Here is a 26,999-nt window from a genome sequence, read left to right on the forward strand (position 1 = left end):
AAGAAAAAAACTTGTATCAGGGATTGTTCAGTCGATGATTCGAAGCTTCGCAAAGCTAAGTAATAATGTTTTCTCTCCAAAATTTTCAAATTGTATCGTGGCTTTTCTGTTAAGTCCCTCAATTTCAATCCTAAGCACCTTCCCATATCCAAACTTCGGGTGCTCCACGAGCATGCTTTCCTTCAGGTTGTTGGTATTGGATGGTTTGAAGTCGGGACTCGGGCTATGGACTTTGGCGGTGGTCATCGGCCTCACCTGCGGACCTTTGATGCCAATAAAGCCCGAACGGGGTTCGACGGACTCGTTTCTCAATGCCCCTGAAAGCGCGGTACTCATCCGCTTATTGACCCGAATGGTAGCGGGATCGACTTCTTCCAGAAATCGGCTTGGTTCACAGTTAAGCAATCTGCCAAACCGGTACCGTGTCAAAGCATAGGTCAGGTAGAGCTTTTCCATCGCACGGGTGGTGGCAACGTAAAACAGCCTCCTCTCCTCTTCCAGGTCCTCCCGACTTTGCATCATCATTTGGGAAGGAAAAAGGTCTTCCTCCATGCCCACCACAAACACCTGCTTGAATTCCAAGCCCTTGGAAGAGTGGATCGTCATCAAAGTGACGGCGTCGCTTGTATCCTTGTCCCGGTCATTGTCCGTCAACAGGGCAATTTCCTGCAAAAACGCTCCCAAGCTTTTATCTTCATTCTCAGGACTATCGACGTATTCCTTGATCGCATTGAGCAATTCCTGGACGTTTTCATAGCGGTTGAGCCCTTCGATGGTCTTGTCCTCATAGAGTTCCTTCAACAATCCGGATTGCTTGGCAATGGTATTGGCAGCTTCGTAGGCATCCTTTCGCTCTACTTCGATCCCAAAACTCTTGATCATCGTGGCGAAATCATCCACGGCATTGGCTGCCCGACCGCCCAGGAAACTAGTGGCATTGAGGATCACTTCCCAAAGCGGGATATCATGTTCGTATGCCGCGACGATCATTTTCTCGACCGTACTGTCTCCGATGCCCCTTTTCGGAAAATTAATAATCCGCTTGAAAGCCTCCTCGTCGTCCTTATTGACTACATAGCGCATATAGGCCATGAGGTCTTTGATTTCCTTTCTTTGGTAAAATGACAATCCACCGACAATCTTGTAGGTGATGTTCATTTTCCGAAGGGCTTCCTCTATGGCACGGGATTGTGAGTTGGTGCGGTACAGGACCGCAAAATCCGAGTTGTTGAGTTTCTTGTTATTCTTTTCCTCGAAAATCGTCGTAGCTACCAGCTTTCCTTCCTCATTGTCCGAGCTTGCCTTGATCAGCTCGATCTGCTCGCCGTGGTGGTTTTGGGTCCAGACTTCCTTTTTGAGTTGGGCCTTATTTTTGGCAATGATGCTGTTGGCTGCCTGGACAATGTTCTTGGTAGAACGGTAATTTTGCTCCAGTTTGACCACAAACAAATCAGGATAATCCCGCTCAAAATTGAGGATGTTTTGGATATCTGCACCCCTGAAGGCATAGATACTCTGCGCATCGTCGCCCACCACACAGATGTTTTGGTGCACGGCAGCGAGTTTTTTGGTGATGAGGTATTGGGAAAGATTGGTATCCTGAAACTCGTCCACCATCACATACCGAAACCGCTGCTGGTACTTGTTCAACACATCCAAATGATCCCGGAAGAGGACATTGGTATTGAAAAGCAGGTCGTCAAAATCCATCGCGCCGGATTTGAAAAGGCGCTTTTGATAAGTCTTGTAGATTTCGCCCATCAGCGGCTTCATCGCAAGCGCATCTTCATTTCTAAGGTCTGCATTTCCAAGGTAAGCCTCCCACGAGATCAGTCTGTTTTTGGCACCGGAAATACGGGAAAGGACCGTACTTGGCTTGTAGACCTTGTCGTCCAGTTTCATTTCCTTGACGATTGCCTTGATCAACGACTTGGAATCGTCCGTATCATAGATCGAAAAATTGGATGGATATCCCAGCAAATGCGACTCAACCCGCAGGATTTTGGCAAATGTCGAGTGGAAAGTCCCCATCCAGGTATTCCTTGCTTCCAGTCCGATCAATTTCTCGATCCGGTGCTTCATCTCACTTGCCGCCTTGTTGGTAAAGGTCAAGGCCAAAATCTGAAAGGGGTCAACGCCTTTGGCATGGATCAAATGCGCGATCCGCATCGTCAGGACACGGGTCTTACCCGAACCGGCACCTGCGATGATCATCAGGGGCCCTTCGGTATGTTCTACAGCTTCTCTTTGGGGGGGATTGAGTCCTTTTAAATAATCCATGCAACAAAACTCCAACAGCTTCCAAAGTTAAGGTTTTTTGTCGGGGGGGAAAGGAGATAACTGAAATGTTGTCCGTCACTGCTGGAAGTTTTTAAGGCTGAAAAAAATCAAATTCCAACTTCAGCGTTTGCCTTAAAACAAGGCAGTCACCTGCATCCGGCCGATGTGTACGACCCGATCCAAACCCTCCGAATTCCTACCCTCGTAGACGACATTCATCTGAAGTCCCTCGCCGATCTTTTGCAGCAAGCTCAAGGTCCAAGTAATATTATTTCCCACAGTGAGTGCATTGAGCATCTCGTAACCGACGGGGCTATTGGCAATGCCATTGTACTCGAGGTAGGAATACCTAAGATTCGCATTCAGCGTGGTCTTGATGGCCTTGGCGTAGCGGAGTTCCAGTCCTGCTTGGTGCATGATCGACTCTTCGTTGAATTCAGTGTTGGCGACATTTTGCTTGAGCGTGTATTGGTATAGCAAGGTCGTTCGGAACAGACTGCTGGGCTGCCAGGCGAGTTCCGGACCAAGTGCGGATTGTTCTACCCAATAATTCCTGTTTTCCAAAAAGTCCGAGTTGGAGATTCTTCTCCCCTTTTGTCCCAAAAGCCGCAGGTTGATACTTGGGCTGAAGTTATACCGGGTATTGAGTCGCCAGTCCTTTTGTGCCAAATCATCAAAGCCCCCTGCGAGCAGTTGCTTGTTTTGGTTGTCAAAAAGAGAAAGGTCGAAGCCATATTTTGCAGAAGAACGATTGAAGAAAAACGTTGAACGAATTACCTGTCGGACGGACAACAAATCCTCCGGTGCAAATCCGCCGACAAACGGATTGACCCGATCCCAAAAATCATCTGATGTGATTTTCTTCTCAATGCTGACGCTGGTGGTGTTGGAGAACTTCTGGAGAAACTTTTGCATCATTCCCCCATCGCGCCAGTTATCGGGAAACTTGGCATTGAGTCGATAATTGAATATCGTAGTGTAGGCCTGCACAAACTCCGTGGTGGGCACAAACACCTTGATGAAGTTCTTTTCTTCAGGATTAATCGCGATGAAAAACTCATTGAGCTGCTGGATTCCGTCACCGTTGTCGTCGCGCCATGTATGCGTTCCTTCGCCAGTTGGCACGGGCAGAAACACAAATTCGCGCCTGAATTCCCTGCCATTCCCGAGTGCATAGCTCAATTCGTTTCGGATATTGTTTTTTGCCAAAGTCCCCAAATAATCAACTTTTCCAAGTACGGTCGTCTCCCTGCCGGCTCCTGTTCTGATCAAATCCAATTCACGATAAGTAAAGGTAGCGCTGAGATCGTGGTTATTGAACCGCCGTTTGAAACCGAAGTTGGTTTGCCGCGCTTCGGTATCTCGGACCATTACGCCATCGATCGGAAAATCATCCGCACGTACCGAAGCGTTGACAAATGCTGAAAAAGGAAGCGTGTCGTTGGTCTGCAGGTAGACGAAATGCTCCAAAAAGTTCATCGCGGTACTCACGACCGAATCGCGTTCGATGTCCTTTACGGCATTGCGATCGAGGATCAAACGGTAGCCGGGGACAAAAATCCGAGACTTGTAACGAATGTCACCCGTATAGCGGACCCAAGCCGAATTGAGGCGATTGACGTCGGCATTGAGCCCAAAGAATTCCTGTTTAACAAAAATCCTCCTGCCAATCTGTTGGTTCCACTTCGCCAGGTGCTGCGTCCCTCCGAGCACCTGACCGCGGTTTCTAAGGTTAAAACGGTAGCTAAACTGGTTGTCGGCGTCCCTGCTCAATTCGACCTGGGTATTGAAAATCCGCTCATGTGCCGGGACGGACATGTCCTCTTGCTGCAAGCTCCAATCCCTGTCAAATTCGATGTAGCGCAGGCGGTCGATAAAGCTGAAATGCTGCGAATTGTATTCAAACTCTGTCAAAGACCGAAACTTGTAACCAGGAAAAACACCTAAAACCCTGTTTTCGGATAGAATACCTGACTTTACGCCGAATCCTTGGTTGGTCTCATTACCCAAGTCGGAGAACAGGTTTTGGTCGGTATTTGAAAATGCCAACTCGGTATAGACCTGTTCATGTTCGGTAATCTTGACTCTGGATCCGGCGGTAAACATTTGCTTTTTGTTCGGTGCCGGCAACGGGGCAAAAATCGAGTAATTGCCCTGCGGGACACCTTGGATCGAGGGAACAAACCTAAAGACCGGGCCATTTGACAATTGCTTTTCCCTGACGTAATCGCCTTTTTCCTGTCCCACTTCCGTAAACGCGATCGCAAAATGGGCAACCTGGGGATCTATCGAATACTCATAGTACACGATAGGATTACCAAGGTCATCGACATCTTCCAACTTTCGGTACAGTATCCGATTTGGGTCGAAGGCTACACTGTCTACTCGCGGCACGAGGGCACTGCCCACATCGTTTCCTACCGAGGCTAAAAGCCGCTTGTCTTCGTCTGTCATGTCAAAAAACAGCGGTCGATTGCGGTTATCCTGTTCCCGGTAGTAATTCATGTACAATGACACCCGGTCGGTCTCCTGGATATGGTTGGCAGTCAGGATGGATCTCGAATAGTCACGCTCCGCATATTCGAAATCGATCCGAATACGTGTGTATTTGGTAATCAAGACATTGGGCGTGAATGTAATCTCGCCTTGGTTGTAGTCAATGACATAGTCGTAGTTGAATCCGCGCTGGAGCAGTCTGCCGTCATAGAATACCCGCTCCGAATTGGCCATGATGATGACGAAGCGCTCATTTTGGGGTCCGGGAATGCGGTAGGGTCCCAAGGTTCCCTCACTGACTTCCAGCACGATGGAAGCAAACTTGCCCTTGGCCACTGAAATCCCGCCTTGGGTAGAAGCCTTCCATTTATCTCCGAGGCGATAGTTGGTAGTGGCTTGTGCACCCTGCACGTTTTTATAATAGCGTAGAAACTCAGACCTGCGTTGCGTCAAAACCACATCTCCAGCTGCCAAGTTGAATCGATCGTTGTACAATTCGACCAACACCCGATCAAAATCCTGCAACTGCTGGGTATTTCCTTCCGGCTGAAAGGGAACGTTTTGGTCGGTAATGCTGGCGCGGATATTGAGATTCTCGGCAAGCTGTCCGCTGAGTTGGAGATTGAGGGAAGAATTGACGAAGAGGTTTTGGGTATTTCCAAAAGAAACTCCTCGGGTAAGATTCCCGGATTTGTTGAGGTTGGTTGTCGGAAAAAGTTCCTCCCGAAAATCAAAAGTCTGTACGGCCTTGCGCCTGTTGTCCTTGAACAGTGCCATCGAATCATAATCAGCGGCCAAGGTCCTGCGTGCGTATGTCTTGGAAAAATCATACGGAAAAGTCCGATAGCATATCAGCAGTGAATCGGGGACTTGCTGTGCTTCCATGCTAATCTTGATCTGCTTGGTGGCCAGCGAATATTGGTAAGGATAGGATTTTTGGCTTTTGTCCGTCACTCGGATACTTTCCTCTGCGACCGGAAGCGAATCCAACACAAATGCCTTTCCCACCTCCTGGGTTGAAACCCAGCGGCATCGTTCCTGCTGGGCCCAAGCGGCAGGACCCAGCAATAGCATGCAACCCAGAAGGGTGAGGAAGAAGGAGGAGCGCATCAAATGGCGAATAAACTCCCTAAGGTACTATTTTCAATAAGAACTAGGCGTGTAGCAGAACACAAAGCATTTTAACGGGTATAAAAGAAAAAAATCCGGGAGCCAAGTCCAATGCTTGCGATCAATGTGGTTCTGTATCAAGGGCTAGATCAAAAGAAAGGAAGAAAGACGTTCCTTTCCCTTCCTCGGTCTCGAACCATATTTTGCCCCCTTCCGTCTCCACACCGCGTTTTGCGATGGCTAAACCTAAGCCGGAGCCTTCCGACTTGGTGCTGAAGTTTGGCATGAATATTTTTTTCCTGAGTTCTTTGGGAATGCCCATGCCGTTGTCCCTGACTTCCAACACTACCTGTTTTTCTACCTCTCGCAGAAATACGTGGATTACGGGCTTCCTATTGGGGTCATTGGCTTGGAAACCGTTTATTATCAAGTTGGCGACAATCCTTCCGAATAGCTGTTTGTCACCCACGACAGGAAGGGTATCTCGATCCGTAAGATCTCCAAAAATGACCTTCTCATTTTCCCTGTTTTTGAAAAGCTCCAAAGTGCCCGTCACCAATTCCTTGAAATCCATCAATTCCTTCTTCGGCGTCGGCATTTTGGCAAAGTTGGAAAATGAGGTAGCGATGTCACTCAAGGTATCGACTTGATGAATTAAGGTTTCCACCGGTTTCTTGAGCTTTTTCGGATCGTCCAGATTGCCCTCTGCCTGAAGCCTCAGCATATGCTGCAGGGTGAGCTTCATCGGTGTGAGCGGGTTTTTGATCTCGTGGGCTACCTGCTTGGCCATTTCCCGCCACGCGGATTCCTTCTCGGACTCGGCAAGGTCCTTTTTACTTTCCTCCAACTTGTAGAGCATGTTGTTGTATTCGTTGACAAGCATGCCGATCTCATCGTTGGCAGGCCAGTACATCGGTTCGTTATTATCGAGGCCCGTTGATTTGAGTTTTTGGGTAAGAAGCTTAAATGGAAAAGTCAGGTTTCGGGAAACAAAATAGGAAATGAACAAAAACAGCACGAAGACCAATACGAAGATATTGATAATGTTGCTCAGCACATCCGCAATCAAGAAATCCAGTTCGGTCTCGGACTCGAAAAACGGTACGGCAACAATAGCCTGTACCTCCTGTCCATCTTTGGATCTAATAGCCGAATAAACAGATTTGAAATTAAGATTGCCGATCTTCTCCTCAAGTAACGTGATATTGTTTTGCCCCTCCACCAAATCGACGATTGCCCGAGGATTGATAAACTCGGTAAGGACCTTCTTTTCGAAGATATTGGGTTGCGAAGTGGCCATCAGGTAGCCAAACCGATTGTATAAATTAATGTCTGTGTCCGCGGTTCCCGACAGGTTATTCATCACCTCTTGCAGCTCGTCACGTTCAAGCAAACCCTCTTTGCGTCGCTCGATCACAGGCGTCAGGTTATCCCGCACGAGGGATGCCTTTTGGATATACTGCCTGTGAAGTTCTTCTTGGTAAGAATTTGTGAACAGCCCCACGATGATCAAGCTGATGACGAAAATCGGCACAAAAAAGGCAAAATTCAGGTAGAGTTGGAGCTTGGTCGCATAGGTGAAGTCTACTTTTCCCCTTTTCACCAAAAGCGTCCCGAAAATCATACCGATCAGCGTAAAGATGATAAAACCCAAAAAATACAGGGAAATATCCGCAAGGATATAATAGATCGGGTAAACAGAGGAAGAGACAATCACCACCTTTTGCTCCTGCCTCACCCCAATATGGTGATATCCGCCACGGTAAATCCCCTTTTCGAATAATGCGGGCTGATTGAGCAAATCACCCAAACCCGATGCGCGGTAGTTGAACAATCCGACCCCATATTGCAGCTGTCCATCTTCGTAGACAGCAAAGTCGAACTTCTTCTCATTAATCCCACCCATGAACTTTTGGTCGATCAGCAATTTGGGGAAGACCGAGCCCGGCAGCACCCGTAGTTGGTCGAGCTCCAAGAAAATTGTTCCGAGGTACACGTCCTGCCGAAACATGGGTATAAAAGCAAAATATTGGCTTCCATCCCTTTCAGTGCCTCGTTTTGTAAAATAAAGACCGCGGACGGAAGTGGCATTATCGCTGTTGATATAGCGGCGCTGCAACTCTTCCAAGTTTGCCGTGGAACTCCGATCGAGAATATTCTCTCCCACAGCGTTGAATGCACTGATTTTCAATAGGTACTGATCAAAATAATTGATCATGTGTATTTTCCTTATCTTTTTGTCGATGGCATCCTTTTGCATCAAAGGATCGGAAAGAGTGTTTTTGATGAACAAATCATTCCCGATTCGCTGGATGATGTCGGCAAGGAAAAACTCCGCCAAAACATCGTTTTCCACCAACTGCTCTGTCCCAAAACTCACCTTTGACTTATAATTCCGCTCCAAATACACTTCGTGTGAAGCTACTCCCGTCACTATTGCGGTCATCAGGCAGCCAAAAAAGAAAATCAGAAAGGCGTTTAAACCAATCTTGAAGATGTGGCGGTACAAACTGAAGTTGACAACAACTGCCAAGAGTAGGAAATGTGCCGCGAAAGCAATTGACCACACCCAATCCCAATATGCCAGAAATACCAAAACAGGTATGGCAAATCCAACCAATAGGTAAATAGCATGGGGCTTTTTGAATGGGTTTTTGTGGAAAAAAAGGCCCAATACCAAAACTGAAAACAGAAAGTAGCCTGCACCTCCCAAATACACGATCGCCAAACTGATGACCATGTACTTGTCCAAAGTCGGAAGGTTCAGAATATTGAGGTCCCATTGGGAGTTGGACAGGATATCGATATACAATCCATAAAATGCTATCAAGCAAAGGGTAGACGCCGTATAGGCCAAAAGCAGGTAAATGCCGTTCTCTTGCGCTATCACCCGGTTTTTCACCCAACTCTTGAACTCATCCTTGGAAAAAAGCGAAAACACCATCCCAAAAACGATCGATGCGCAGACCATGTTCAGGAACAAATCACCCAAACTCGAATTGAACCATGACGAGGCATAACCTGATGGATCGAACAAATCGAAATTGAAGAAGCTCTGGGGAAAGCTGAAAAATATCATCAAAGCCCGAACAACCGTCAATACGAACGTTGCATAGAAGATCGCTTTCCAATAATTTCCTTTGCGCCAATTTAGCCTGACCATCCCAAAGGTAAGGACCGTCAGCAATGCCATCAGGGAAAAGAAGAAAACCAACACAGCAATCTTATTGCCAGGTTCATCGGGCATCATCTCCGGGTCAAACTGAACTGAAAACAGAAACTCTCCACGCTTACCGGTGATATCCAAAAAACCCGGTTCCTGGGTTGCGGAAAGAGTCAGCGGCGGATCATTGAAAACCGCTGAATTGAATCCCGACTCAAGGTATTGGTTTTGAAAATCCCTTTTCTGGAACAGCGGATACCATTGGATCAGCCAATATCCCTGGCTGTTTCTTGAAAACCTGCGGATTTTAGAGTAGTAGATTCCCTTGCTGTTTTCCAAAATACGCTGGGTTTCCTTTGGATTGATCATGTCAAAGGACGGCATGTGTGAAAAATCAGACCAATACACCAAGTCCCCAGCTTCGGAAAAAACATAATATGGATGAAACGCCTCGACAGTCAGTGTGGTAAAGGTGAGTGGATCTTCGGGACGATTATCGAGCAACAGCCGCAAATAGTCCTGTCCAAATTCATCTTCGATCTTTTGGATCTTTTCGGAAATCGACGCCGCAAGTCTATCCTCCTCTTTTTCCTGAAACAGAAAAAAACTTAACATAAAAAATACCCCCAATCCGAGGAGGGCCAAAAACAAAAAAAATCTGGTGGACTGCTGCATAACCATAAGTTACGCAAAAAGCAAAATCCGTACCCCTACTTTGATCATGAATCAATATTTTTCACCGTGAAAAAGAAATTTCTTCTTCCGGCTCTTTGCATGGCGGTACCACAGGTATCCCAATACCATTGCTATGAGGTAGGGCATACTCAGCAGGTACAGAATCCCCATATTCAAGCCAGCGCCAATTGTCGTTTCTCCGTTACTGACGTTGTTTTCGATAGTCGTACGGCACATAGCGCACTGGGAATAGGAAATACCATGAATCGTCAAAAAGACCAATGCGGAAAAGAATAGGGTTTTGAAGATTTTCATTTTTCCTTGCTACTTGTCAGAAATTATAATAAGGTCTAATCATAAGATAGACAATAACACCAGTCATGGACACATAAAGCCAAATAGGATAAGCAAACTTAACGATTTTTCTATGTTTGGCCCTTTGGTCTGTATGTCCGTAGTAATATGCCAACAGGATCGGAAAAAGGGCTACCGCCGCCAATACAATATGGGTAATGAGGATGAAGTAATAAACTGGTCGTATCCAGCCTTGCCCCCCGAAAGGCGTACTTTCGGCGGAGGCATGGTAGATCACATATGATACCAAAAAAATCGCTCCCAGTCCCATAGCCGTTGTGATAGCGGCCCTATGAAATTCGATATTTCCCTGTTTGATAAATGCCAACCCCAAAATAAGCGATAGCGATGCAGCCGTGTTGATCACTGCGTTAAGGTGTGGGAGAAAGTACACCCAGTCACTTGCCAGGTCCAACTTGGAAGGCATAAACAGTAAGATTGCTACGACAACAGGGACCGCAATCGCAATCCCCACGATCCCCCTGTAAACTTTCTTTTCTTTACCAACAGAAATAGTGCTATTCTTTTCCATGCATTAGAATTTTAATCTCCAATATCAATCTATCAACCTCATCTCGATTCGTACCGCTGTAATATCCACGAATCCTGCCTTCCCCATCTACCAATACAAATTTGTCGCTGTGCACAAAATCCTCTGCCACGCCCATCCCATCGAGAGTTGGGAGGATAAATCCGCAGCGTGCGAGTTCATAAATCTTTGTTTTGTCACCGGTCAGAAAATGCCATTTTCCAGCAGTCGCATTGTGATCTTTGGCATAAGATGAAAGGATTTCCGGCGTATCATATTCGGGATCAATAGAAATCGAAAATATTTGCACGTTGGATTCATCCCGAAAAGCGGCATCCACACGCTCCATTTCTTTGGACATCACAGGGCATATACTCGGGCAAGAAGTAAAGAAAAAATCCACCACGGTGATTTTGTCCTTCATGTCCTTTCTACCCCGGGCCTTGGCGTCTTGGTCCGTCAGCTCAAAATCAGGAATGTAATGCTGTCCGCTTTCCACCACGTTGCATTCCTTGAAAGGATTTTCAACCCCATCTTGGTAGTAAATCGGGATATCGTATTGGTTGGTACCGAATGTCTTGAGAAACAGGATGATCAGCACTGGAATCATCAGGATACAGAGCAACACAAGCCCCTGCAATATCCTTAGTCCTTTCATGTTTGTCGATGCTTTGAGTAGTAAACAAAAAAGTAGGTTGAAGTTCCTACTTCAACCTACTTTTTTTCAATTTTTTTTACACAGACCGATTTACCACCTGATATGGAAGATGTCGGTACCTTCCTTTACCAAGGCTATCACCAACCACACCAAGAAAATGAGTGGGACGATGATCGAATAGAAGAGAGGCTTAGCCTCATCTCCCAAGTGCATAAATACCATCATGATGTACTTGGCTTTCCAAATCGTCAGTGCGATGAAGATACCATAGAGGAGCAAGCCTCTCGGGATGGTGAACGCAAATACGAATTCGATTGAGGTCAAGATCAAAAGTATGAAAGCTGTTTTCCAAATTTTCTTGATTTTCTCCTCGTCTCTAGGAATTACTTCCAATGCCGGTTTATTTCCGTGTGATGCCATATACAATATATCGTTAGATCAAATAGAAGAATGTAAATACAAATACCCAAACCAAGTCTACAAAGTGCCAGTAGAGACCAATCTTTTCAACCATCTCATAGTGACCTCTCCTCTCGTACACACCAACGGCAGATTGGTAAAACGCAAGGAACAAAAGGAAAACGCCAATGGTCACGTGGAATCCGTGGAAACCGGTGATGAAGAAAAACAACTGCGCAAATGCCGCTGGACCATATTCATTCACCGAAAGATTCGCCCCATGCACAGTCTCGGTAACCACCTGACCTAGTTTATTGACGTAGGTGATCAATGAACCACCATCAGTTCCATGGATAAAGTGGGTCCATTCCCAAGCTTGGCAGCTCAAGAAGGTAATACCACCAAGAAGCGTCCAAAGTAGCCATTTGGTGACGTCATTTCTGTCATTTCTGTGGCCTGCCTCTACTGCGAGAACCATCGTCACGGAGCTCATGATCAAAATAAATGTCATCAAGCCCACAAAAGCCAACGGAGGATGCACACTGTGGGTGAATGGAATGGCGTCAAACACCATTTCAGGCACAGGCCAGTATTCATTCGAGCCTACAAACTGGTCTGCCGGTCCAGCATACGCCGGATAACTTACCCTGATCGAGGCATAGGTGATCAAAAATGCGGCAAAGGTGAAGATATCCGAGAGCAGGAAAAACCACATCATGAGTTTCCCGTAGCTCGCTTTCAGTGGCTCGTTACCACCTCCCCAGACACCTCTTTTGGGGCTCACCCCAATCGCTGTTGCAGTCGTTGACATATAAATTCAGTTTACTATTAATGGTTCAATAAAAGGAACATAAACAAATAAATCCACAAACCTCCGAGGAAATGCCAATACGTTACCAACATTTCCATCCTATCCATACTCTTTGAATGGACTTCGTACTTGAAGGACGAAATTAATACAATAATCAGAAATATCACACCACTGATCAGGTGCAAGGCATGTAGTCCTGTGAAAACATAAAGAAATGACCCCGCAGGATTACCCACGAAGAATACATCCCGGTCAACTAAGGCGACCCAACTGTACCACTGACCAACAAGGAAAGTGAGACCGAGCACCGTAGTAATGATCATGCCGGTTTTCAAATTACCCAATTCATCTTTTTTTGCTGAAAGATACGACCAATGAAGCGTCACACTACTCAGGATAATCACCCCGGTCGTATACCAAAATATTTCAGGCAAATCAAACTCCAGCCAATTCCCCTCAGACTGTCTCACAATATATGCACTTGTCATCGAGGCGAATATCATGACCACCGTAACGATAAACAGCCACAGTGCGAACTTCTTTGGATGCATCGCTATCGGCTGCTCCGCATTTTCTACAAAGGCAAATTTTTCTTCCATCTTTCCTACACTTTATCCAACAAATATGCAATCTGCACTACAGGCAGGTAAATAAACGAACCAAACATGATCCTCAAAGCTGATTTTCTCGAGCAATCACGCATCAGTGAAAATGTCTGGGCCAAAAACAAAACCCCACAAACAGTCGCGATCACGCCCGAGTTTATCCCTGTTAAACCAAAATAGGTTGGCAACAATCCCAAGGGAAGCAAAAACAGCGTATAGACCATAATCTGTATCGCAGTATTCAGATCCTGTCCACCACCGCTAGGCAGCAATTTGAATCCAGCCCTTTTGTAGTCCTCATCACTTACCCACGCAATAGCCCAAAAATGTGGGAATTGCCAGATAAACTGAATCCCAAAAATGATCAGCGCTTCATGGGAAATCATCCCTGTCGCCGCAGTCCATCCCAACAAAGGTGGCATTGCACCCGGAATTGCACCTACGAACACGGCAATTGGCCCAACCCGCTTCAATGGTGTGTATACAAACACGTACAAAACCATGCTCAGCAAACCAAGCATGGTGGTAAGCGGATTGGTGGATATCCATAGAATCGAAATCCCCAACAAAGCGGTCGCAAACGTGAAAAAGTATGCCTCTGTCAAGGAGATCAACTGTAGTGGAAGAGGACGGTTCTGGGTCCGCTTCATCAGCTTGTCAATATCCCTTTCCCAAATCTCGTTGGCCGCACCCGAAGCACCTGAAACCAGAAAGCCGCCGAGCATTAGTCCAAAGAATTTTTCCCAGGAGAAGAAAGTACCAGAATCCCCAAGAATAAACCCAAACATCGCCGAAAACGTCACCAAGGCCGACAAGCGAAATTTGACCAAATCCATGTAGGCTCTCAATCGAACCGACAAATGGCTCAAGACACTTTTATCCGAAATATCAACTGTGTTCATTTCTGACAGAAACCAATTTTAAATTCTTTTGTGAATTCAGCTGCATCAATAACACAAACTGAATCCCGATAATCAAGGATCCAAACAACAAATGAATCGGCTGAAGAAATGCAGGAATCGCGAAATAAGCCATTCCTACACCAGAAACAATCTCCACCAACAACACAAGCACCAATATTTGACTCCACTTATAAATGCCAGCCCTTCTGATTGAATGCTGGTATACCTTCACAAAGAACAAAACATGAACCCCGAGAATCAGAAGGGAATAACTCCTGTGTATCAGAAACTCGAGACCGAGCTGCGCAATCCACTCTCCCCTTACCATATTCCCGAACTCAACCGCCACCATGTCAACCTGTTCCCGAACTTCCGTCCCCAACACGATCTGCCCGAGCATCAACACCAAGCCTAACATCAGCAAATTGTAAAGGAAAGACGACTTTTCCGTTTGGTGAAAAACCGGGTACTTAAGCTTGTAGGCTTTTTGATGAATGAAGAGCAACAATCCTACTATCAAGAGCGCCAACATCATGTGAACCGTAATCATCCAAGGCAACAAATTGGTGGATACTACGATCGACCCTATCCAGCCCTGAAATATCACCAACACGAGTGTAAGTATCGAGATCACCGGTATCGATTTGTCTACTGCAAATAAGGGCAATGATCTCCAAACCGTTAGAATCACCAACATCCCGATTGCGACCCCGATCAACCTGTTGACGTACTCTATCCAAGTTTTCACAGCGTTAAACGGTTGCTCAACAAGGATAGACTTGTCGTTCTTGATTTGATCTGCTTTCTCGTTGAAGCCAAGACTTTCCAACTGGGCAACAAAACGGTCGTTTTTTTCAACCCTTTTTGCGGCATAAATCTCTTGATAATTTTTTGGGAGCTGGCTCTCGCTCGTCGGCGGAACCCAGCTCCCAAAACATTTTGGCCAGTCGGGACAGCCCATACCAGAACCGGTACTTCGTACGATCCCTCCGACAAATATGAGGAAATAAACAGCTATCACAGTGACCAAACTGATCCTGCGAAAGCTGCTTATCTGATTAAGATGCTTTTGATTCATTAGCGACCAACAATGTCTCTTCATCAGCGATGATCGCCTTTTCCAATTTCACAAGCTCTTGCTCATGAGGAAGATTGGACTCTGGAGTCGCAGACAAAGGCACAGTTTGAGGAATGAAATCTTCCGGCGCTCCTGGCTTTGAATAATCATAAGGCCATCTGTACACCGCTGGGATCTCTCCCGGCCAGTTACCATGACCCGGATGCAAAGGCGTAGTCCACTCAAGTGTGTTGGATCTCCACGGATTCAAGGATGCCACACGGCCTCTGTACATGGAATAGAAGAAGTTGAACAAGAATATCAATTGGGCGGCAAATGTTACGATAGCCGCAGCAGACACAAACATGTTCAAATCTGTGTACATATTGGAAAACTCAAAGTTTGTCCAAGTGTAGTACCTTCTTGGGAACCCGGCAATTCCGATATAGTGCATCGGGAAAAACACCATGTACACTCCGATAAATGTCAACCAGAAATGCACATACCCTAGCCTCGCATCCATCATCCTTCCAAACATCTTGGGGAACCAGTGGTAAACACCAGCCATAAGACCAAAGAAGGATGCCGAACCCATCACGAGGTGGAAGTGTGCCACCACGAAATAGGTGTCATGAAGTTGAATATCAATAGCCGAGTTTCCTAGGAAAATACCAGTCAAACCACCTGAAATGAAGAATGATACCAAGCCAATAGAGAACAACATACCCGGCGTAAAGATCAGATTACCCCTCCACAGCGTTGTGAGGTAGTTAAACACCTTCACCGCAGACGGAATCGCAATAATCAAGGTAAGGAACATGAAGATCGATCCAAGGAACGGATTCATTCCAGAAACGAACATGTGGTGCGCCCATACAATGAATGAGAGGATCGTGATACCCAACATGGAAATCACCATTGCCTTGTATCCAAATATTGGCTTGCGTGAATTGGTTGCAATAATTTCGGATGTGATGCCCAATGCAGGCAACAAAACAATGTATACTTCAGGGTGTCCGAGGAACCAGAACAAATGCTGGTAAAGCACAGGACTACCGCCAGTATTAGGCAAAGGTTCGCCACCGATGTAGATATCGGAGAGATAAAAGCTCGTACCAAAACTCCTGTCAAACACCAAAAGCAGCGCAGCTGAAAACAGCACAGGGAAAGAAAGAAGCCCAATTACCGCCGTAAGGAAAAACGCCCAAATCGTCAACGGTAGTCTGGAGAACGACATACCTTTAGTCCTCAGGTTAATTACCGTGGTGATATAGTTGATACCGCCCAAAAGAGAAGAGGCTATGAAACATGTCATCGCAATCAACCACAAGGTCATACCCAATCCTGAACCAGGAATGGCCTGCTCCAAAGCAGATAAAGGAGGATAAACAACCCATCCACCAGCAGCTGGACCAGTCTCAATGAAGAGGGAAACGAACATAATCACACTGGACAAAAAGAAAAACCAGTATGACAACATATTCATAAATCCAGACGCCATATCCCGGGCACCAATCTGGAGGGGAATCAAGAAGTTGGAGAATGTACCACTCAGGCCAGCTGTCAACACAAAGAATACCATGATGGTACCGTGCATTGTAACCAGAGCCAAATAGAAGTCTGGGTCAAGCTTTCCCTCTGCAGTAATCCATCCACCCAAGATCGGTTTCAAGAATTCCAATTGCATGTCAGGGAAACCCAATTGAAGTCTGAAAATTACTGACAACAAACCACCAATGATTGCCCAAAAGATACCTGTGATCAGAAACTGCTTTCCGATCATTTTGTGATCCTGGGTGAAGATATATTTGGTGATAAAATTATCATGATGCTCATGCTCATGGTGATCATGGGCCGTAGCGCTGTGGGAAGCTGTATGAGCTGTTGCCATAATATTTGATAATTGTTTTACTTGTACTCGCTAATGGTAATATCAGCCAATTCTTTCACATCGGCAGGAAGATTCTCTACCAATGCAGGATTAATGACTATATAGGGTCTCTGCTCGGCCAACCACTTTCTGTATTCGGCAGGCTCAACAACATTGATTACTCTTTTCATGGAAAAGTGTCCTCTTCCGCAGATCTCGGTGCAGGCAATTTCGAATTCAAACTCAGGGTCGTTCAACTCCGCCCTCATTTCTTCCGTTGTCTTGTTGGCAACAAACCAAAACTTAGTCGGCATACCTGGCACAGCATCCATTTTCAACCTCATGTGTGGGGCGAAAACCGAGTGAAGCACGTCACGGGCACGGATTCTAAACAGAACCGGCTCGCCTTTCGGGATCACGACAACTGGGGAAGAGAAATCATCCAACGCATTCTTGTCTGTAAAGTCAACACCCGAAACGTTAGATGCCGTGGTTAGGCGAAAATCATTTGCACCCAGTACGTTATCTACGCCAGGATATCTTACTTCCCAAGCAAACTGATACCCCATCAACTCGACAATATGGGCATTCTCCGGGGCAGGCCTTGTGATATCGGACCAAGCTCTCCACCCACCGATCACCAACAATGCCAAAACGATCGCTGGTACCACAGTCCAGATAACCTCCAACTTGTTATTGTCAGGATAAAATGCAGCCTGTTTGTTTTCTTGGTATCTGTATTTGTAAGGGAACCAGAACAATAGGATATGGGTGACAATGAAGATGAACCCAGTGACCGCCATGGTAATCCAGAACAACTGGTCCGTGACTGCACCGTGTTCCGAGGCAAGCGGTGGATTATAGTTGTCAAATTCCTTGATGGAGTACCAAAACATCAAGGCACCACCACCGATCAAGAACAAGAGGAACATGATGGCGTTTACCTTGTTGCTTCCAGAAGCAACCTTCTTATCACTGCCTTTGACGACAGACACAAGCGTCTGAATCCTGTACACCATCCAAATAATGGACAACAACAAGAGAACACCTACCGCAATTAGAAATCCGTACATAAACTTAGATTTTTCGGATAATTAAATATGATGATGATAACTTTCTTCCAACATCGGATGATTTTTTGGAACAAGATTCTGTTTAGCCAAATTGTTCAGCACCACATAAGCAACCACCGAACCATAAACCAACAGCATACCGATTTCCATCAAACCAAATCCACCGTTATGCCCCAAGGTACCCGGCTGAACCATCAGGAAGAAGTCGAACCAATGCCCCAAGATAATCAAGAAACAAACGACTTTGAGGAAGATCGTATGCCTTTTTGCATCCCTAGTCATCAAAACCAAGAATGGAAGGAAGAAGTTTAAGACCAGGTTTACAATAATAAACGGGCTGTACACGTCACTTTGCAGCCTCTCCACAAAGTAAACAGACTCTTCAGGAATGTTGGCATAATAGATCAACAAGAACTGCGAAAACCAGATGTAGGTCCAGAAAACAGAGAAAGCGAATACGAATTTTCCAAGATCATGGATATGGTTTTCATTGACCATCGGAAGGTAACCGTTGTCCTTTAGGAACACAACCACCAAAGTGATCGATGCCAAACCCGCCACGAACCAAGAAGCAAATACATACCAACCAAACATCGTGGAGAACCAGTGTGTGTCGATCGACATCACCCAATCCCATGCAGACACAGAGGAAGATACTGCAAAAAACACCAGGAATAAAGCGGACCAAGTCCTCATTCTTCTCCAATATTCTGTACCTCCATTGAGGTCTTCCGCATAAGAAAGGGACCGAAGCTTGTTGAAAAAGAACACCCAAAAGCCAAAGAAGATAACCATCCTCGCAATGAAGAAAATCGGAAAGGATCCTTTTGCCAATGGCCAAAAGAAGAAATTGCCTTTTCCATCGATTATCTTGTCATATTCTGGGTGGTTTGGATCAAACAACTCAGGATGCGTCCAATGGAAGAATTGGTGTGTGACCAAGAAAAACAGACCCGTGCCAATCATCATGATTGCCGCAAACGGAAGCCAATACCCAAATGACAACGGAATCCTCAAAACAGGTGCTGACCAACCTGCCTGTGCCGCGTATTGAATTGCAAAGAAGAACACACCAATCACTGCGATTCCAGTAAAATAGACATTGTTGATCCAAAGGTTGGCAAACAGCCTTTGATACCAATGAAAGGCGTGCGCACCGGTTTCTCCCCCATGATCATGGCTACCTCCAAACATGGCGAGCACTATACCCGCTCCAAGGATGACAGCACCAATCACCAACACTGTCATGATCGATTTCTTTACACCCGCAGAAAAATCGAATCTCTGATCCAAATTATAATGTGTAGAACCGTGTCCCATGATTATTGCTTCTGAATTTCTTGTTTGACATAGTGGACAATTTTCCAAATACGCTCTTGTGGAATCTGCGAGCCGTGAGCGCCCATCCTACCCTTTCCTTTCATGATCACATGGAAAATGTGTCCTTCAGGAAGATTGATGTAGGCGCCACCCTTCAAATTAGCAACACCACCTACTACCAGGCCGGCTTTTCCGTCCCCTTCGCCATTGGCACCGTGACAGGCTATACAATACTGGTTGTAAAGTACTTTCCCTTGAGCCAATACGTCCGGCGTCAAAGCGACAGGATTTGGAATCTTGGCCGCCTCCTCGAGTTCAAATGCTTTCAAGCGGTAAGGCAAAGAACCATCTTTGGTCCTAGGAACAGTGTTCGCAACCGGCTCCCTCATGTTCATCTTGTGAGGGTTGTTGATGTTGCTATTGTAAAACTCTCCCTTTCCGTCTTCACGGTTTGATAACCAACTGCCCTCCTGCTCATTATCAATCTGAGTAAGGGGTTCGTAGGCTACCGAATTGTACATTTGGGGAGCATACTCATACCCAGGGTTATCTGCCCCTGCCCCACATGAGGAAAGCCCGTAGGCTATACCGATCATCGTAAGTGCGTATATGTAATTCTGTATTTTCATAATCTCCTATTCAAAGCTTTTCTTGTTGACTTCACTAGCACCCGAAGCTTTCAATACCTCCGAAACCTTAGATTCACCAATTGCTGTATTGACTGCAAGGTCGATCGCCATCACGTGCTTGTCATCAGTAATCCGAAGGTCGAAAATCCTGGGATTGGCCCAAGGCTTGAGGTTACTCGCAACCATGAACACACCAACCATTCCAAACGCCGCCAAAAGTACAGTCATTTCAAAGGTTACCGGCACGAAGTCTGGTACAGCAGCGTAGTCCTTGCCACCGATAATCATTGGCCAGTCAAATTTCATCATGTAAAACTGCATGGTCAATGCCAAAGAAGTACCCAGCAAGCCGAACAAAAATGCTGCAATCGGTAACCGGCTTCTTTTATAACCAAGGACATCATCGATTCCATGAACAGGAAAGGGTGAGTAGACCTCGTGGATCTTCACTCCACTTTCCCTGACTTTTACTATCGCATCCAACAAAACATCCTCGTCTTCAAACACCCCGAGGATAAAATTCTTATCTCTTTCCATTCGTCTATTTGGTTACTTTTTCTGAAGAGGATTTTACGATCGATTTAACTTCAGCCATGTTGATCACCGGGAAAAACTTCGCAAACAGGAAGAAAAGTGTGAAGAACAGACCGAAAGTGAAGAAATAAACACCGACATCAGCCCATGTTGGATAAAACATCACCCACGAAGATGGAAGATAATCCCGGTGAAGCGATGTCACGATGATCACGAACCGTTCAAACCACATTCCAATGTTTACAACAAGGGACAGAAGGAACGTTGCAACAATTGATGTCCTAATTTTCTTGAACCAGAAAAGCTGAGGAGAGATCACGTTACATGTCATCATAGACCAATATGCCCACCAATAAGGGCCAAACATCCTGTTGATGAATGCATATTGCTCAGCTGCAACACCAGAATACCATGCAATGAAGAATTCAGTGATATAGGCGATACCAACGATCGAACCGGTGATAATGATTACGATATTCATCAGCTCAATGTGGCCGATTGTGATGTAGTCTTCAAGCTTGTAAACTTTTCTCGTTACAATCATCAAGGTCAACACCATTGCAAATCCAGAGAAAATCGCTCCGGCCACAAAGTAGGGAGGAAAGATTGTTGTATGCCATCCAGGTATCACCGAAGTAGCAAAGTCGAATGATACGATAGTGTGAACTGAAAGTACCAATGGAGTCGCCAAACCAGCCAAAATCAACGCAACGGATTCATAACGGCTCCAAGTCTTGGCAGCACCGTCCCACCCAAAGGACAATGCTCCATATATCGTTTTTCTTATTCCGGTAGCCCTGTCCCTGATTGTAGCAAAGTCTGGAATAAGACCTATGTACCAAAACACCAACGATACAGAAAAATAAGTCGAGATCGCAAACACGTCCCACAAAAGGGGCGAGTTAAAATTTACCCAAAGCGAACCGAAAGTATTTGGCAGCGGCAATGCCCAATATGCACCCAACCATGGACGACCCATGTGGATTACGGGGAACATAGCTGCGCAAATGACAGCAAAAATTGTCATTGCCTCAGCGGCCCTGTTAATTGCCATCCGCCATTTTTGTCTGAATAGCAACAATACCGCTGAAATAAGAGTACCTGCGTGACCAATACCGACCCACCATACGAAGTTGGTGATATCCCAGGCCCAACCGACAGTTTTGTTGAGGCCCCACATTCCGATACCCTCCCAAAGTGTGGCTGCCAAGGCTACAAAACCAAGACCTAAAGCACCGACGGATACCAAAAATGCGAGAAGCCACTGCATATTCGGCTTGGTCTCCACATGACGGGAGATGTCCTGCGTGACATCCTTAAGGGTTTTTCCGCCGGTAATCAGCGGTTCGCGTACAGATGAAGTAACCTGCATATCTTAAAATTTAAATTTATGCTTCTGATTTTTCTTTATTCCTGATCTTTGTGAAATACCACACGTTCGGACTCACATTGACTTCCTCCAATACGTGGTAGGCTCTTTCTTCATTGACCTCTTTGAGAGCAGATGTGGTATCCTCCTTGATCTGCAGCAATTGGGTAATCTTGCTGGCTGGATCGTTCATGTCCCCAAACACGATGGCCTCGGTTGGACATGCGGTCTGACAGGCCATTTTGATCTCACCGTCCTGGACTTTTCTACCTTCTCTCTTCGCGGTGAGTTTTCCAGCCTGTATCCGCTGCACGCACATGGAGCATTTTTCAATCACCCCTCTTGCCCTTACAGTTACGTCTGGATTGAGTACCATTTTGCCCATGTCGTCGTTTTGGGCAATGTTCACAGCCGCAAAATCCTTATTATCATGGTACTTGAACCAATTGAACCTTCTTACTTTATATGGACAGTTGTTGGCACAATATCTAGTACCGATACACCTGTTGTAGGTCATTTGGTTGAGACCCTCAGAAGAGTGGGTGGTGGCAGCAACTGGACACACAGTCTCGCATGGAGCATTGTTACAGTGCTGGCACATCATTGGCTGGAATGTAACCTCAGGGTTTTCAGCCGCTTGTTCGAGCTCCTTGTTGGTGGTCGCTTCTTTTGGTGAAGAATAGTACCTGTCTATTCTAATCCAAGCCATTTCCCTTCTATTGAGCACCTCCTGTTTTCCAACAATAGCGACGTTGTTCTCCACCTGGCAAGCAACTGTGCAAGCACCGCAGCCGATGCAGGAGTTCATGTCAATTGCCAATCCCCAATGGTGCTGGCTATACTTGTGTCCACTCCAAAGTGATATCTTGGAGGGTTTCACAAACTCACCTTCTTTGTAGATTTTCGGATGATACCTGCCTGCGGATGCATTCTCCTTGTACTCTCCCAAGGTAGCTTCCTGGATTACAAACTCCCTACCCATGTATGTCTGGTGGGTCTGGGTTTGTGCAATCTTATAGACATCCGAAGTTAGCTCCACTGACACACCGTCTGTGACATCATAGTTTACAAAGCCATTTGCCGAGTTCAACAAGTCGTAGGCATTTACACCCAGGCCGTTCGCAACTCTTCCAGCTTTTGATCTTCCATAACCCAAAGCCAAGCCTACGGTGCCATACGCCTGACCAGGCTGAACAAGCACAGGAACGATCAACGACTTTCCACCTACAGTTACTTTGGCCTTCCTGGTGGCACCTTCCACCATTTTCAATCCATTTTCATTGGCCCATTTCTGTGAAACTGTCAGGTAGTTGTCCCAAGTCACCTTGGAGATTGGATCTGACATTTCTTGAAGCCAAGGGTTGTTGGCAAAAGTACCATTGCCTATGCCGACTTTTGTATAAACCGCGAGTTCAGTTCCAGCATTATCAGCTTTGTAGCTTTTAGAAATCGCCGCAGCTGCCGAAGCAACATCAGAATTTCCAACTATTGCCGCCGATTCAGAAGGAATAGAATAAACGCCATTGAAAAGCGATCTATCCCAAAATTCCTGTGCAGATGTCACTGCAGTTTGGGTTCCGATTAGGCTTGCATTCCAGTTAGCTTGTAGGAAATCATAGAAACTAGTCTCAACTCCCGCCCATTTCAAAAAAGACTCTTGTGCTTGACGGGTATCAAACAGTGGGGAAATAGTTGGCTGCGCCAAGCTGAATTCTCCTTTTCTTGGGTTAAAGTCGTTCCAAGATTCCAAGAAATGGTGATCCGGCGCGACATACTGTACCAAAGAGGCTGTTTCATCCAATGTACCATTCGTAGCAAGGGAGAATTTTGCTTTAGCTATTCCTTCGGCAATTTCCGATCCCCTTGGGTGGTCGTATACCGGATTACAGTTATAGAATATCACTCCACCAATAGTTCCCGACTTCAATTCGGAAACGAATTGATTCATGCGGGCATCATTTCCCTTCCTGAAATTAGATGGTTTTGAAAAATCAACAGAAACTCCGTTGTTGCCCAACAGGTCATTGATTGCGTTTATTACGACTTGTACGTTCGGATCATTTGAACCCGATACCACGATGGATTTTCCTTCATTTGCCAACAACTCCTTTGCTGCCTGATCCAAATAGGCAACCTCCACTGCAGGCGCAGAAACGGTCAAACCGCCCTTTGCTTTTGCAATTGCATTGTATAAGGACAAAACGGCTAGTCCGCTTTGGGATGGTCGGATAGGTGTACGGTAGTCCGCATTGGCACCAGTAAGGGAAAGATTGGACTCAAATTGGAAATGCCGGGACATCGCCGGCTTCGCCTTGGAAATCTTCCTGCCCTGCGCATATTGTTTTGCAAATTCCGTCGGAGAGATCCATGTTCCCAAGAAGTCCGCTCCAAAACTCACGATTACGTTGGCTTTTGAAAAATCATAGGTCGGCAAAATCGCTTGGCCATAAGTACTCTCGGCCGCTTTGGTGATGCCGTAGTTTGAAACAGGATCGTAGGTGATCACCTCGGCATTACCATAGAAAGTAGCAAATTGCTGAAGCGCTTTTTCTGTTGAGGGTGACAAGATTGTATTGGATACGATCTTTACAACCCCCGCAGTTGGTAACTTGGACTTTACCGCTCCATCCAATGTCGCCCAATCAGACTTCTGCCCGTTTACATGGGGCCCTGCCAAGCGCTGTTTGTCATAAAGTGAAAGCACGGAGGCTTCCACAATCGCACTGATACCGCCTTTATTTATTGGAGAAAGTTCATTTCCATCGATCTTGATGGGACGGCCTTCTCTCGTCTTGACGACAATAGATGCGTAGTCACCTCCCGATGCAAAGGTGGACGCATAGTAATTTGGAATAGAAGGGTTGACGTCTACAGGTTTGTTGACATAAGGAATAGCCTTTCTAACCGGAGCCTCACAGGCAGCCAATGAAGCTGCTGCCAAGCTGAATCCCATCAACTTCAGGAAATCCCTCCTCGACGAACCTTCTTCACTACCGTTTACAGGCAGATAATCAGGAAACTCTCTCTCGGCATTCTTGACAAACTCAGAATCGTTTGTCAGCTGCTCCAAACCTTTCCAATAGGTCTTTTTATTTTCTTTCATTTTATATCGAAGAAAAGTAAGTTCAGATTAGATATTATCAATAGTGGCATTTTGCACACTCCAAGCCACCGATGTCTTTGACTTTCAGCGCTTGTTTGGATCCGCTGTGTAGCTGAACCAGCTTGTCATAATACTCGTTGCCCTGGGCATTGACATTGGTTGTTCTATGACAATCAATACACCATCCCATTGTCAGGGCACTGTATTGGTAGACTACCTCCATTTCCTGTATTGGCCCATGGCAAGTCTGGCACTCTATACCGCCGACCGCTACGTGTTGTGCGTGGTTGAAGTAAGACAAGTCAGGAAGGTTGTGGATTCGTACCCACTCGATCGGCTGATTGTTGTCAACCGCATTATAGATCTTTTGGATCTCTGTAGAAATGCCTTCTTTTCCACCCACATTTTGGATATGTGCGTGGCAGTTCATACAGATGTTTGCAGAAGGGATATTGGCAGACTTCCCAATCTCCACACCTGTATGACAATATTGACATGGAATCTCGTACTGACCAGCATGCAATTGGTGCGAAAAAGCAATTGGTTGTTTTGGCGCGTAGCCCTGCTGCACACCGACGGTATACAACTCATCGAGAGCTGTCTTTACTACAAATGCGACCAAAAGGGTTGTAAAGATGATAAGGAAGGCATCGGACTTGAAAATTTTCCCAATTTCGAATTTTTGGTTAATAAACTCTTCGTCCGCCGCATCGAGCTTTTGATTGTTGAGATACTTGGTCAAAATGGAGATAATCAATCCCAAAACAACCAAAATCAAAAACAAAACCAGGACCAACACTCCTAAGATAACAGTCAAATACTCACTTGGGATTCCACCTCCCGCTGAAGCCGCACCTTCTGTAGCTGTTGGCGCGGCCGCCGCAGCTGGATCCGCCTTGTCACCGTATTCGATGTAAGCCAACAAATTCATCAGGTCATCATCGGTCAGGAATTCATGAGCTGGCATTGCCAAATTGTTGAATTCCTTCGCAATTGCTACCGCTTCCGCATCACCGGATGCGATCAACGCCTGGGAGTTTCTGATAAATCTCTTTGTCCAGTCTATGGAGTGGCGATCCGTGACACCCCTTAGCGCAGGACCCACGTTCTTTTGATCCAGCCTGTGGCATGTCCGACAGTTGGCGTTGAAAATAGTCTTGCCAGCCGAAATGGCTTCCTCACTGTTGGATACATCAGGATTGACCGCATAGACTTGTGTTCCTGTCGTCAAAATGAAGAGCAGCAAAAATGTACTCAACATTCGGGGAACACTTAATAAGGAGCGATTGATCGACATAAATATTACTTAATTAAACAGTTGATTGCAGGTTCTCAAATAACTCTGCAAATGTACTACCCCAATTCAATTTTTCAAATTTGGCCGAAATGACTGAAAGAAGGATCCAACGTTAAAAAAAAATAATATAATTGTTTGTTTTTCAATTACTTAGGTATATGTGACGAGCTGATCAATTTATTTAGAATCAATATAAATAAAAGAATATTTGGAGATACCTTTGGTCATTTCCAACCTACACCAAAAGTGCTATTAGAAACAGTAAGGTAATCGAAAAATGACCCGAAACAGGCCGCAATAGAAAAATTGAAATAAAAAGATCAAAAATTTGGTTTTTCAGTGACTATAGATATTTTTGTCGTATCAAATCAAGGTCGAGTGGCCGAGTGTAAGGCAAAGGCCCGCAATGCCTTTTACGGTGGTTCGAATCCATCCTCGACCTCTGCGTAAAGAACGAATTTAATCACCCCATTAAACCGTTCCCGTCAATTTTATCATTGAGTGCACACAATATGTCGTTGGCATTTGGTCGGCACTTCACATTCATGGTCGGGTGGCCGAGTGCAAGGCGAGGGTCCGCAAGATTCTACACGGTGGTTCGATTCCATCCCCGACCTCAATTTTGTGAACGAATTTAATCACCCCATTAAACCGTTCCTCTTGAAAACCAAAAGATCGGACGCAAATCCGAGAGTAAAAAAATCCTGTATTAATTTGCAGGGATTTATCATTACAAGGTCGGGTGGCCGAGTGCAAGGCGAGGGT

19 protein-coding genes and 2 tRNA genes are annotated in these 26,999 nt (G+C 45.8%); 2 read left to right on the forward strand and 19 right to left on the reverse strand.

Annotation, left to right across the window (positions count from 1 at the left end; all coding sequences use genetic code 11):
- Positions 1 to 27: 27 nt before the first annotated feature.
- From C943_RS11335 to C943_RS11425, 19 genes are all read right to left on the reverse strand, one after another.
- A complete protein-coding gene (locus tag C943_RS11335) occupies positions 28 to 2,280 on the reverse strand; it encodes an ATP-dependent helicase (protein WP_008627743.1) in 2,253 nt (750 codons plus the stop codon).
- Positions 2,281 to 2,412: 132 nt separating this feature from the next.
- The gene (locus C943_RS11340) at positions 2,413 to 5,886 is read right to left on the reverse strand and encodes a hypothetical protein (RefSeq protein WP_157198511.1); all 3,474 of its coding nucleotides are present in this window, start codon (positions 5,884 to 5,886) and stop codon (positions 2,413 to 2,415) included.
- Positions 5,887 to 6,007: 121 nt separating this feature from the next.
- Complete coding sequence (locus C943_RS11345) at positions 6,008 to 9,664, reverse strand: sensor histidine kinase (protein ID WP_245545537.1); 3,657 nt, start codon at positions 9,662 to 9,664, stop codon at positions 6,008 to 6,010.
- Positions 9,665 to 9,775: 111 nt separating this feature from the next.
- Positions 9,776 to 10,039, reverse strand: a complete 264-nt coding sequence (locus C943_RS11350) for a hypothetical protein (protein WP_008627748.1) — start codon at positions 10,037 to 10,039, stop codon at positions 9,776 to 9,778.
- 16 nt (positions 10,040 to 10,055) lie between these two features.
- On the reverse strand, positions 10,056 to 10,610 hold the full coding sequence (locus C943_RS11355; RefSeq protein WP_008627749.1) for a DUF420 domain-containing protein: 555 nt from the start codon (positions 10,608 to 10,610) through the stop codon (positions 10,056 to 10,058).
- Entirely contained in the window at positions 10,597 to 11,265 is a 669-nt protein-coding gene (locus C943_RS11360) for an SCO family protein (RefSeq protein WP_008627750.1), read from the reverse strand. The genes C943_RS11355 and C943_RS11360 overlap by 14 nt, the downstream gene beginning before the upstream one ends.
- 90 nt (positions 11,266 to 11,355) lie before the next feature.
- Complete coding sequence (locus C943_RS11365; RefSeq protein WP_040480246.1) at positions 11,356 to 11,685, reverse strand: cytochrome C oxidase subunit IV family protein; 330 nt, start codon at positions 11,683 to 11,685, stop codon at positions 11,356 to 11,358.
- 13 nt (positions 11,686 to 11,698) lie between these two features.
- A complete protein-coding gene (locus C943_RS11370) occupies positions 11,699 to 12,475 on the reverse strand; it encodes a cytochrome c oxidase subunit 3 (RefSeq protein ID WP_008627754.1) in 777 nt (258 codons plus the stop codon).
- Positions 12,476 to 12,492: 17 nt separating this feature from the next.
- Complete coding sequence (locus C943_RS11375) at positions 12,493 to 13,074, reverse strand: cytochrome c oxidase subunit 3 (protein WP_008627755.1); 582 nt, start codon at positions 13,072 to 13,074, stop codon at positions 12,493 to 12,495.
- 5 nt (positions 13,075 to 13,079) lie between these two features.
- Complete coding sequence (gene cyoE, locus C943_RS11380; protein WP_040480249.1) at positions 13,080 to 13,982, reverse strand: heme o synthase; 903 nt, start codon at positions 13,980 to 13,982, stop codon at positions 13,080 to 13,082.
- Complete coding sequence (locus tag C943_RS11385) at positions 13,969 to 15,060, reverse strand: COX15/CtaA family protein (RefSeq protein ID WP_040480252.1); 1,092 nt, start codon at positions 15,058 to 15,060, stop codon at positions 13,969 to 13,971. The genes cyoE and C943_RS11385 overlap by 14 nt, the downstream gene beginning before the upstream one ends.
- A complete protein-coding gene (locus tag C943_RS11390) occupies positions 15,041 to 16,930 on the reverse strand; it encodes a cytochrome c oxidase subunit I (RefSeq protein WP_008627758.1) in 1,890 nt (629 codons plus the stop codon). The genes C943_RS11385 and C943_RS11390 overlap by 20 nt, the downstream gene beginning before the upstream one ends.
- Positions 16,931 to 16,947: 17 nt before the next feature.
- Positions 16,948 to 17,982, reverse strand: coding sequence for a cytochrome c oxidase subunit II (locus tag C943_RS11395; protein ID WP_008627759.1), 1,035 nt, complete (start codon positions 17,980 to 17,982; stop codon positions 16,948 to 16,950).
- Between the two features lie 21 nt (positions 17,983 to 18,003).
- Positions 18,004 to 19,302 carry a hypothetical protein gene (locus tag C943_RS11400; RefSeq protein WP_040480255.1) on the reverse strand — a complete coding sequence of 433 codons (1,299 nt, stop codon included), beginning with the start codon at positions 19,300 to 19,302 and terminating at the stop codon, positions 18,004 to 18,006.
- A gap of 2 nt (positions 19,303 to 19,304) precedes the next feature.
- Positions 19,305 to 19,931 (reverse strand): c-type cytochrome, encoded by a 627-nt coding sequence (locus tag C943_RS11405; protein WP_040480258.1) that lies wholly within the window; start codon positions 19,929 to 19,931, stop codon positions 19,305 to 19,307.
- Between the two features lie 6 nt (positions 19,932 to 19,937).
- On the reverse strand, positions 19,938 to 20,468 hold the full coding sequence (locus C943_RS11410) for a DUF3341 domain-containing protein (RefSeq protein ID WP_008627763.1): 531 nt from the start codon (positions 20,466 to 20,468) through the stop codon (positions 19,938 to 19,940).
- 4 nt (positions 20,469 to 20,472) lie between these two features.
- Positions 20,473 to 21,837, reverse strand: coding sequence for an NrfD/PsrC family molybdoenzyme membrane anchor subunit (gene nrfD / locus C943_RS11415; RefSeq protein ID WP_008627765.1), 1,365 nt, complete (start codon positions 21,835 to 21,837; stop codon positions 20,473 to 20,475).
- Positions 21,838 to 21,853: 16 nt separating this feature from the next.
- On the reverse strand, positions 21,854 to 24,937 hold the full coding sequence (locus tag C943_RS11420) for a TAT-variant-translocated molybdopterin oxidoreductase (protein ID WP_008627767.1): 3,084 nt from the start codon (positions 24,935 to 24,937) through the stop codon (positions 21,854 to 21,856).
- A gap of 37 nt (positions 24,938 to 24,974) precedes the next feature.
- A complete protein-coding gene (locus tag C943_RS11425; protein WP_008627769.1) occupies positions 24,975 to 26,198 on the reverse strand; it encodes a c-type cytochrome in 1,224 nt (407 codons plus the stop codon).
- 408 nt (positions 26,199 to 26,606) lie between these two features.
- On the opposite strand from C943_RS11425, the gene C943_RS11430 reads away from it, so the two are divergent.
- Positions 26,607 to 26,676 (forward strand) — tRNA-Cys (locus C943_RS11430).
- 105 nt (positions 26,677 to 26,781) lie between these two features.
- Positions 26,782 to 26,851, forward strand: a tRNA-Cys gene (locus C943_RS22035).
- The last annotated feature ends 148 nt before the right edge of the window (positions 26,852 to 26,999 follow it).

Origin of the sequence: Mariniradius saccharolyticus AK6 (assembly GCF_000330725.2) — a bacterium.
GTDB lineage: Bacteria > Bacteroidota > Bacteroidia > Cytophagales > Cyclobacteriaceae > Mariniradius > Mariniradius saccharolyticus.

Coding starts and splice junctions, on each gene's coding strand:
- C943_RS11420 (WP_008627767.1), bottom strand. CDS start 24,937: ATGAAAGAAAATAAAAAGACCTATTGGAAAGGTTTGGAGCAGCTGACA.
- C943_RS11385 (WP_040480252.1), bottom strand. CDS start 15,060: ATGAATCAAAAGCATCTTAATCAGATAAGCAGCTTTCGCAGGATCAGT.
- C943_RS11425 (WP_008627769.1), bottom strand. CDS start 26,198: ATGTTGAGTACATTTTTGCTGCTCTTCATTTTGACGACAGGAACACAA.
- cyoE (WP_040480249.1), bottom strand. CDS start 13,982: ATGAACACAGTTGATATTTCGGATAAAAGTGTCTTGAGCCATTTGTCG.
- C943_RS11350 (WP_008627748.1), bottom strand. CDS start 10,039: ATGAAAATCTTCAAAACCCTATTCTTTTCCGCATTGGTCTTTTTGACG.
- C943_RS11400 (WP_040480255.1), bottom strand. CDS start 19,302: ATGGGACACGGTTCTACACATTATAATTTGGATCAGAGATTCGATTTT.
- C943_RS11375 (WP_008627755.1), bottom strand. CDS start 13,074: ATGGAAGAAAAATTTGCCTTTGTAGAAAATGCGGAGCAGCCGATAGCG.
- C943_RS11405 (WP_040480258.1), bottom strand. CDS start 19,931: ATGAAAATACAGAATTACATATACGCACTTACGATGATCGGTATAGCC.
- C943_RS11365 (WP_040480246.1), bottom strand. CDS start 11,685: ATGGCATCACACGGAAATAAACCGGCATTGGAAGTAATTCCTAGAGAC.
- C943_RS11360 (WP_008627750.1), bottom strand. CDS start 11,265: ATGAAAGGACTAAGGATATTGCAGGGGCTTGTGTTGCTCTGTATCCTG.
- C943_RS11395 (WP_008627759.1), bottom strand. CDS start 17,982: ATGTACGGATTTCTAATTGCGGTAGGTGTTCTCTTGTTGTTGTCCATT.
- C943_RS11410 (WP_008627763.1), bottom strand. CDS start 20,468: ATGGAAAGAGATAAGAATTTTATCCTCGGGGTGTTTGAAGACGAGGAT.
- C943_RS11390 (WP_008627758.1), bottom strand. CDS start 16,930: ATGGCAACAGCTCATACAGCTTCCCACAGCGCTACGGCCCATGATCAC.
- C943_RS11370 (WP_008627754.1), bottom strand. CDS start 12,475: ATGTCAACGACTGCAACAGCGATTGGGGTGAGCCCCAAAAGAGGTGTC.
- C943_RS11335 (WP_008627743.1), bottom strand. CDS start 2,280: ATGGATTATTTAAAAGGACTCAATCCCCCCCAAAGAGAAGCTGTAGAA.
- C943_RS11345 (WP_245545537.1), bottom strand. CDS start 9,664: ATGTTAAGTTTTTTTCTGTTTCAGGAAAAAGAGGAGGATAGACTTGCG.
- C943_RS11340 (WP_157198511.1), bottom strand. CDS start 5,886: ATGCGCTCCTCCTTCTTCCTCACCCTTCTGGGTTGCATGCTATTGCTG.
- nrfD (WP_008627765.1), bottom strand. CDS start 21,837: ATGCAGGTTACTTCATCTGTACGCGAACCGCTGATTACCGGCGGAAAA.
- C943_RS11355 (WP_008627749.1), bottom strand. CDS start 10,610: ATGGAAAAGAATAGCACTATTTCTGTTGGTAAAGAAAAGAAAGTTTAC.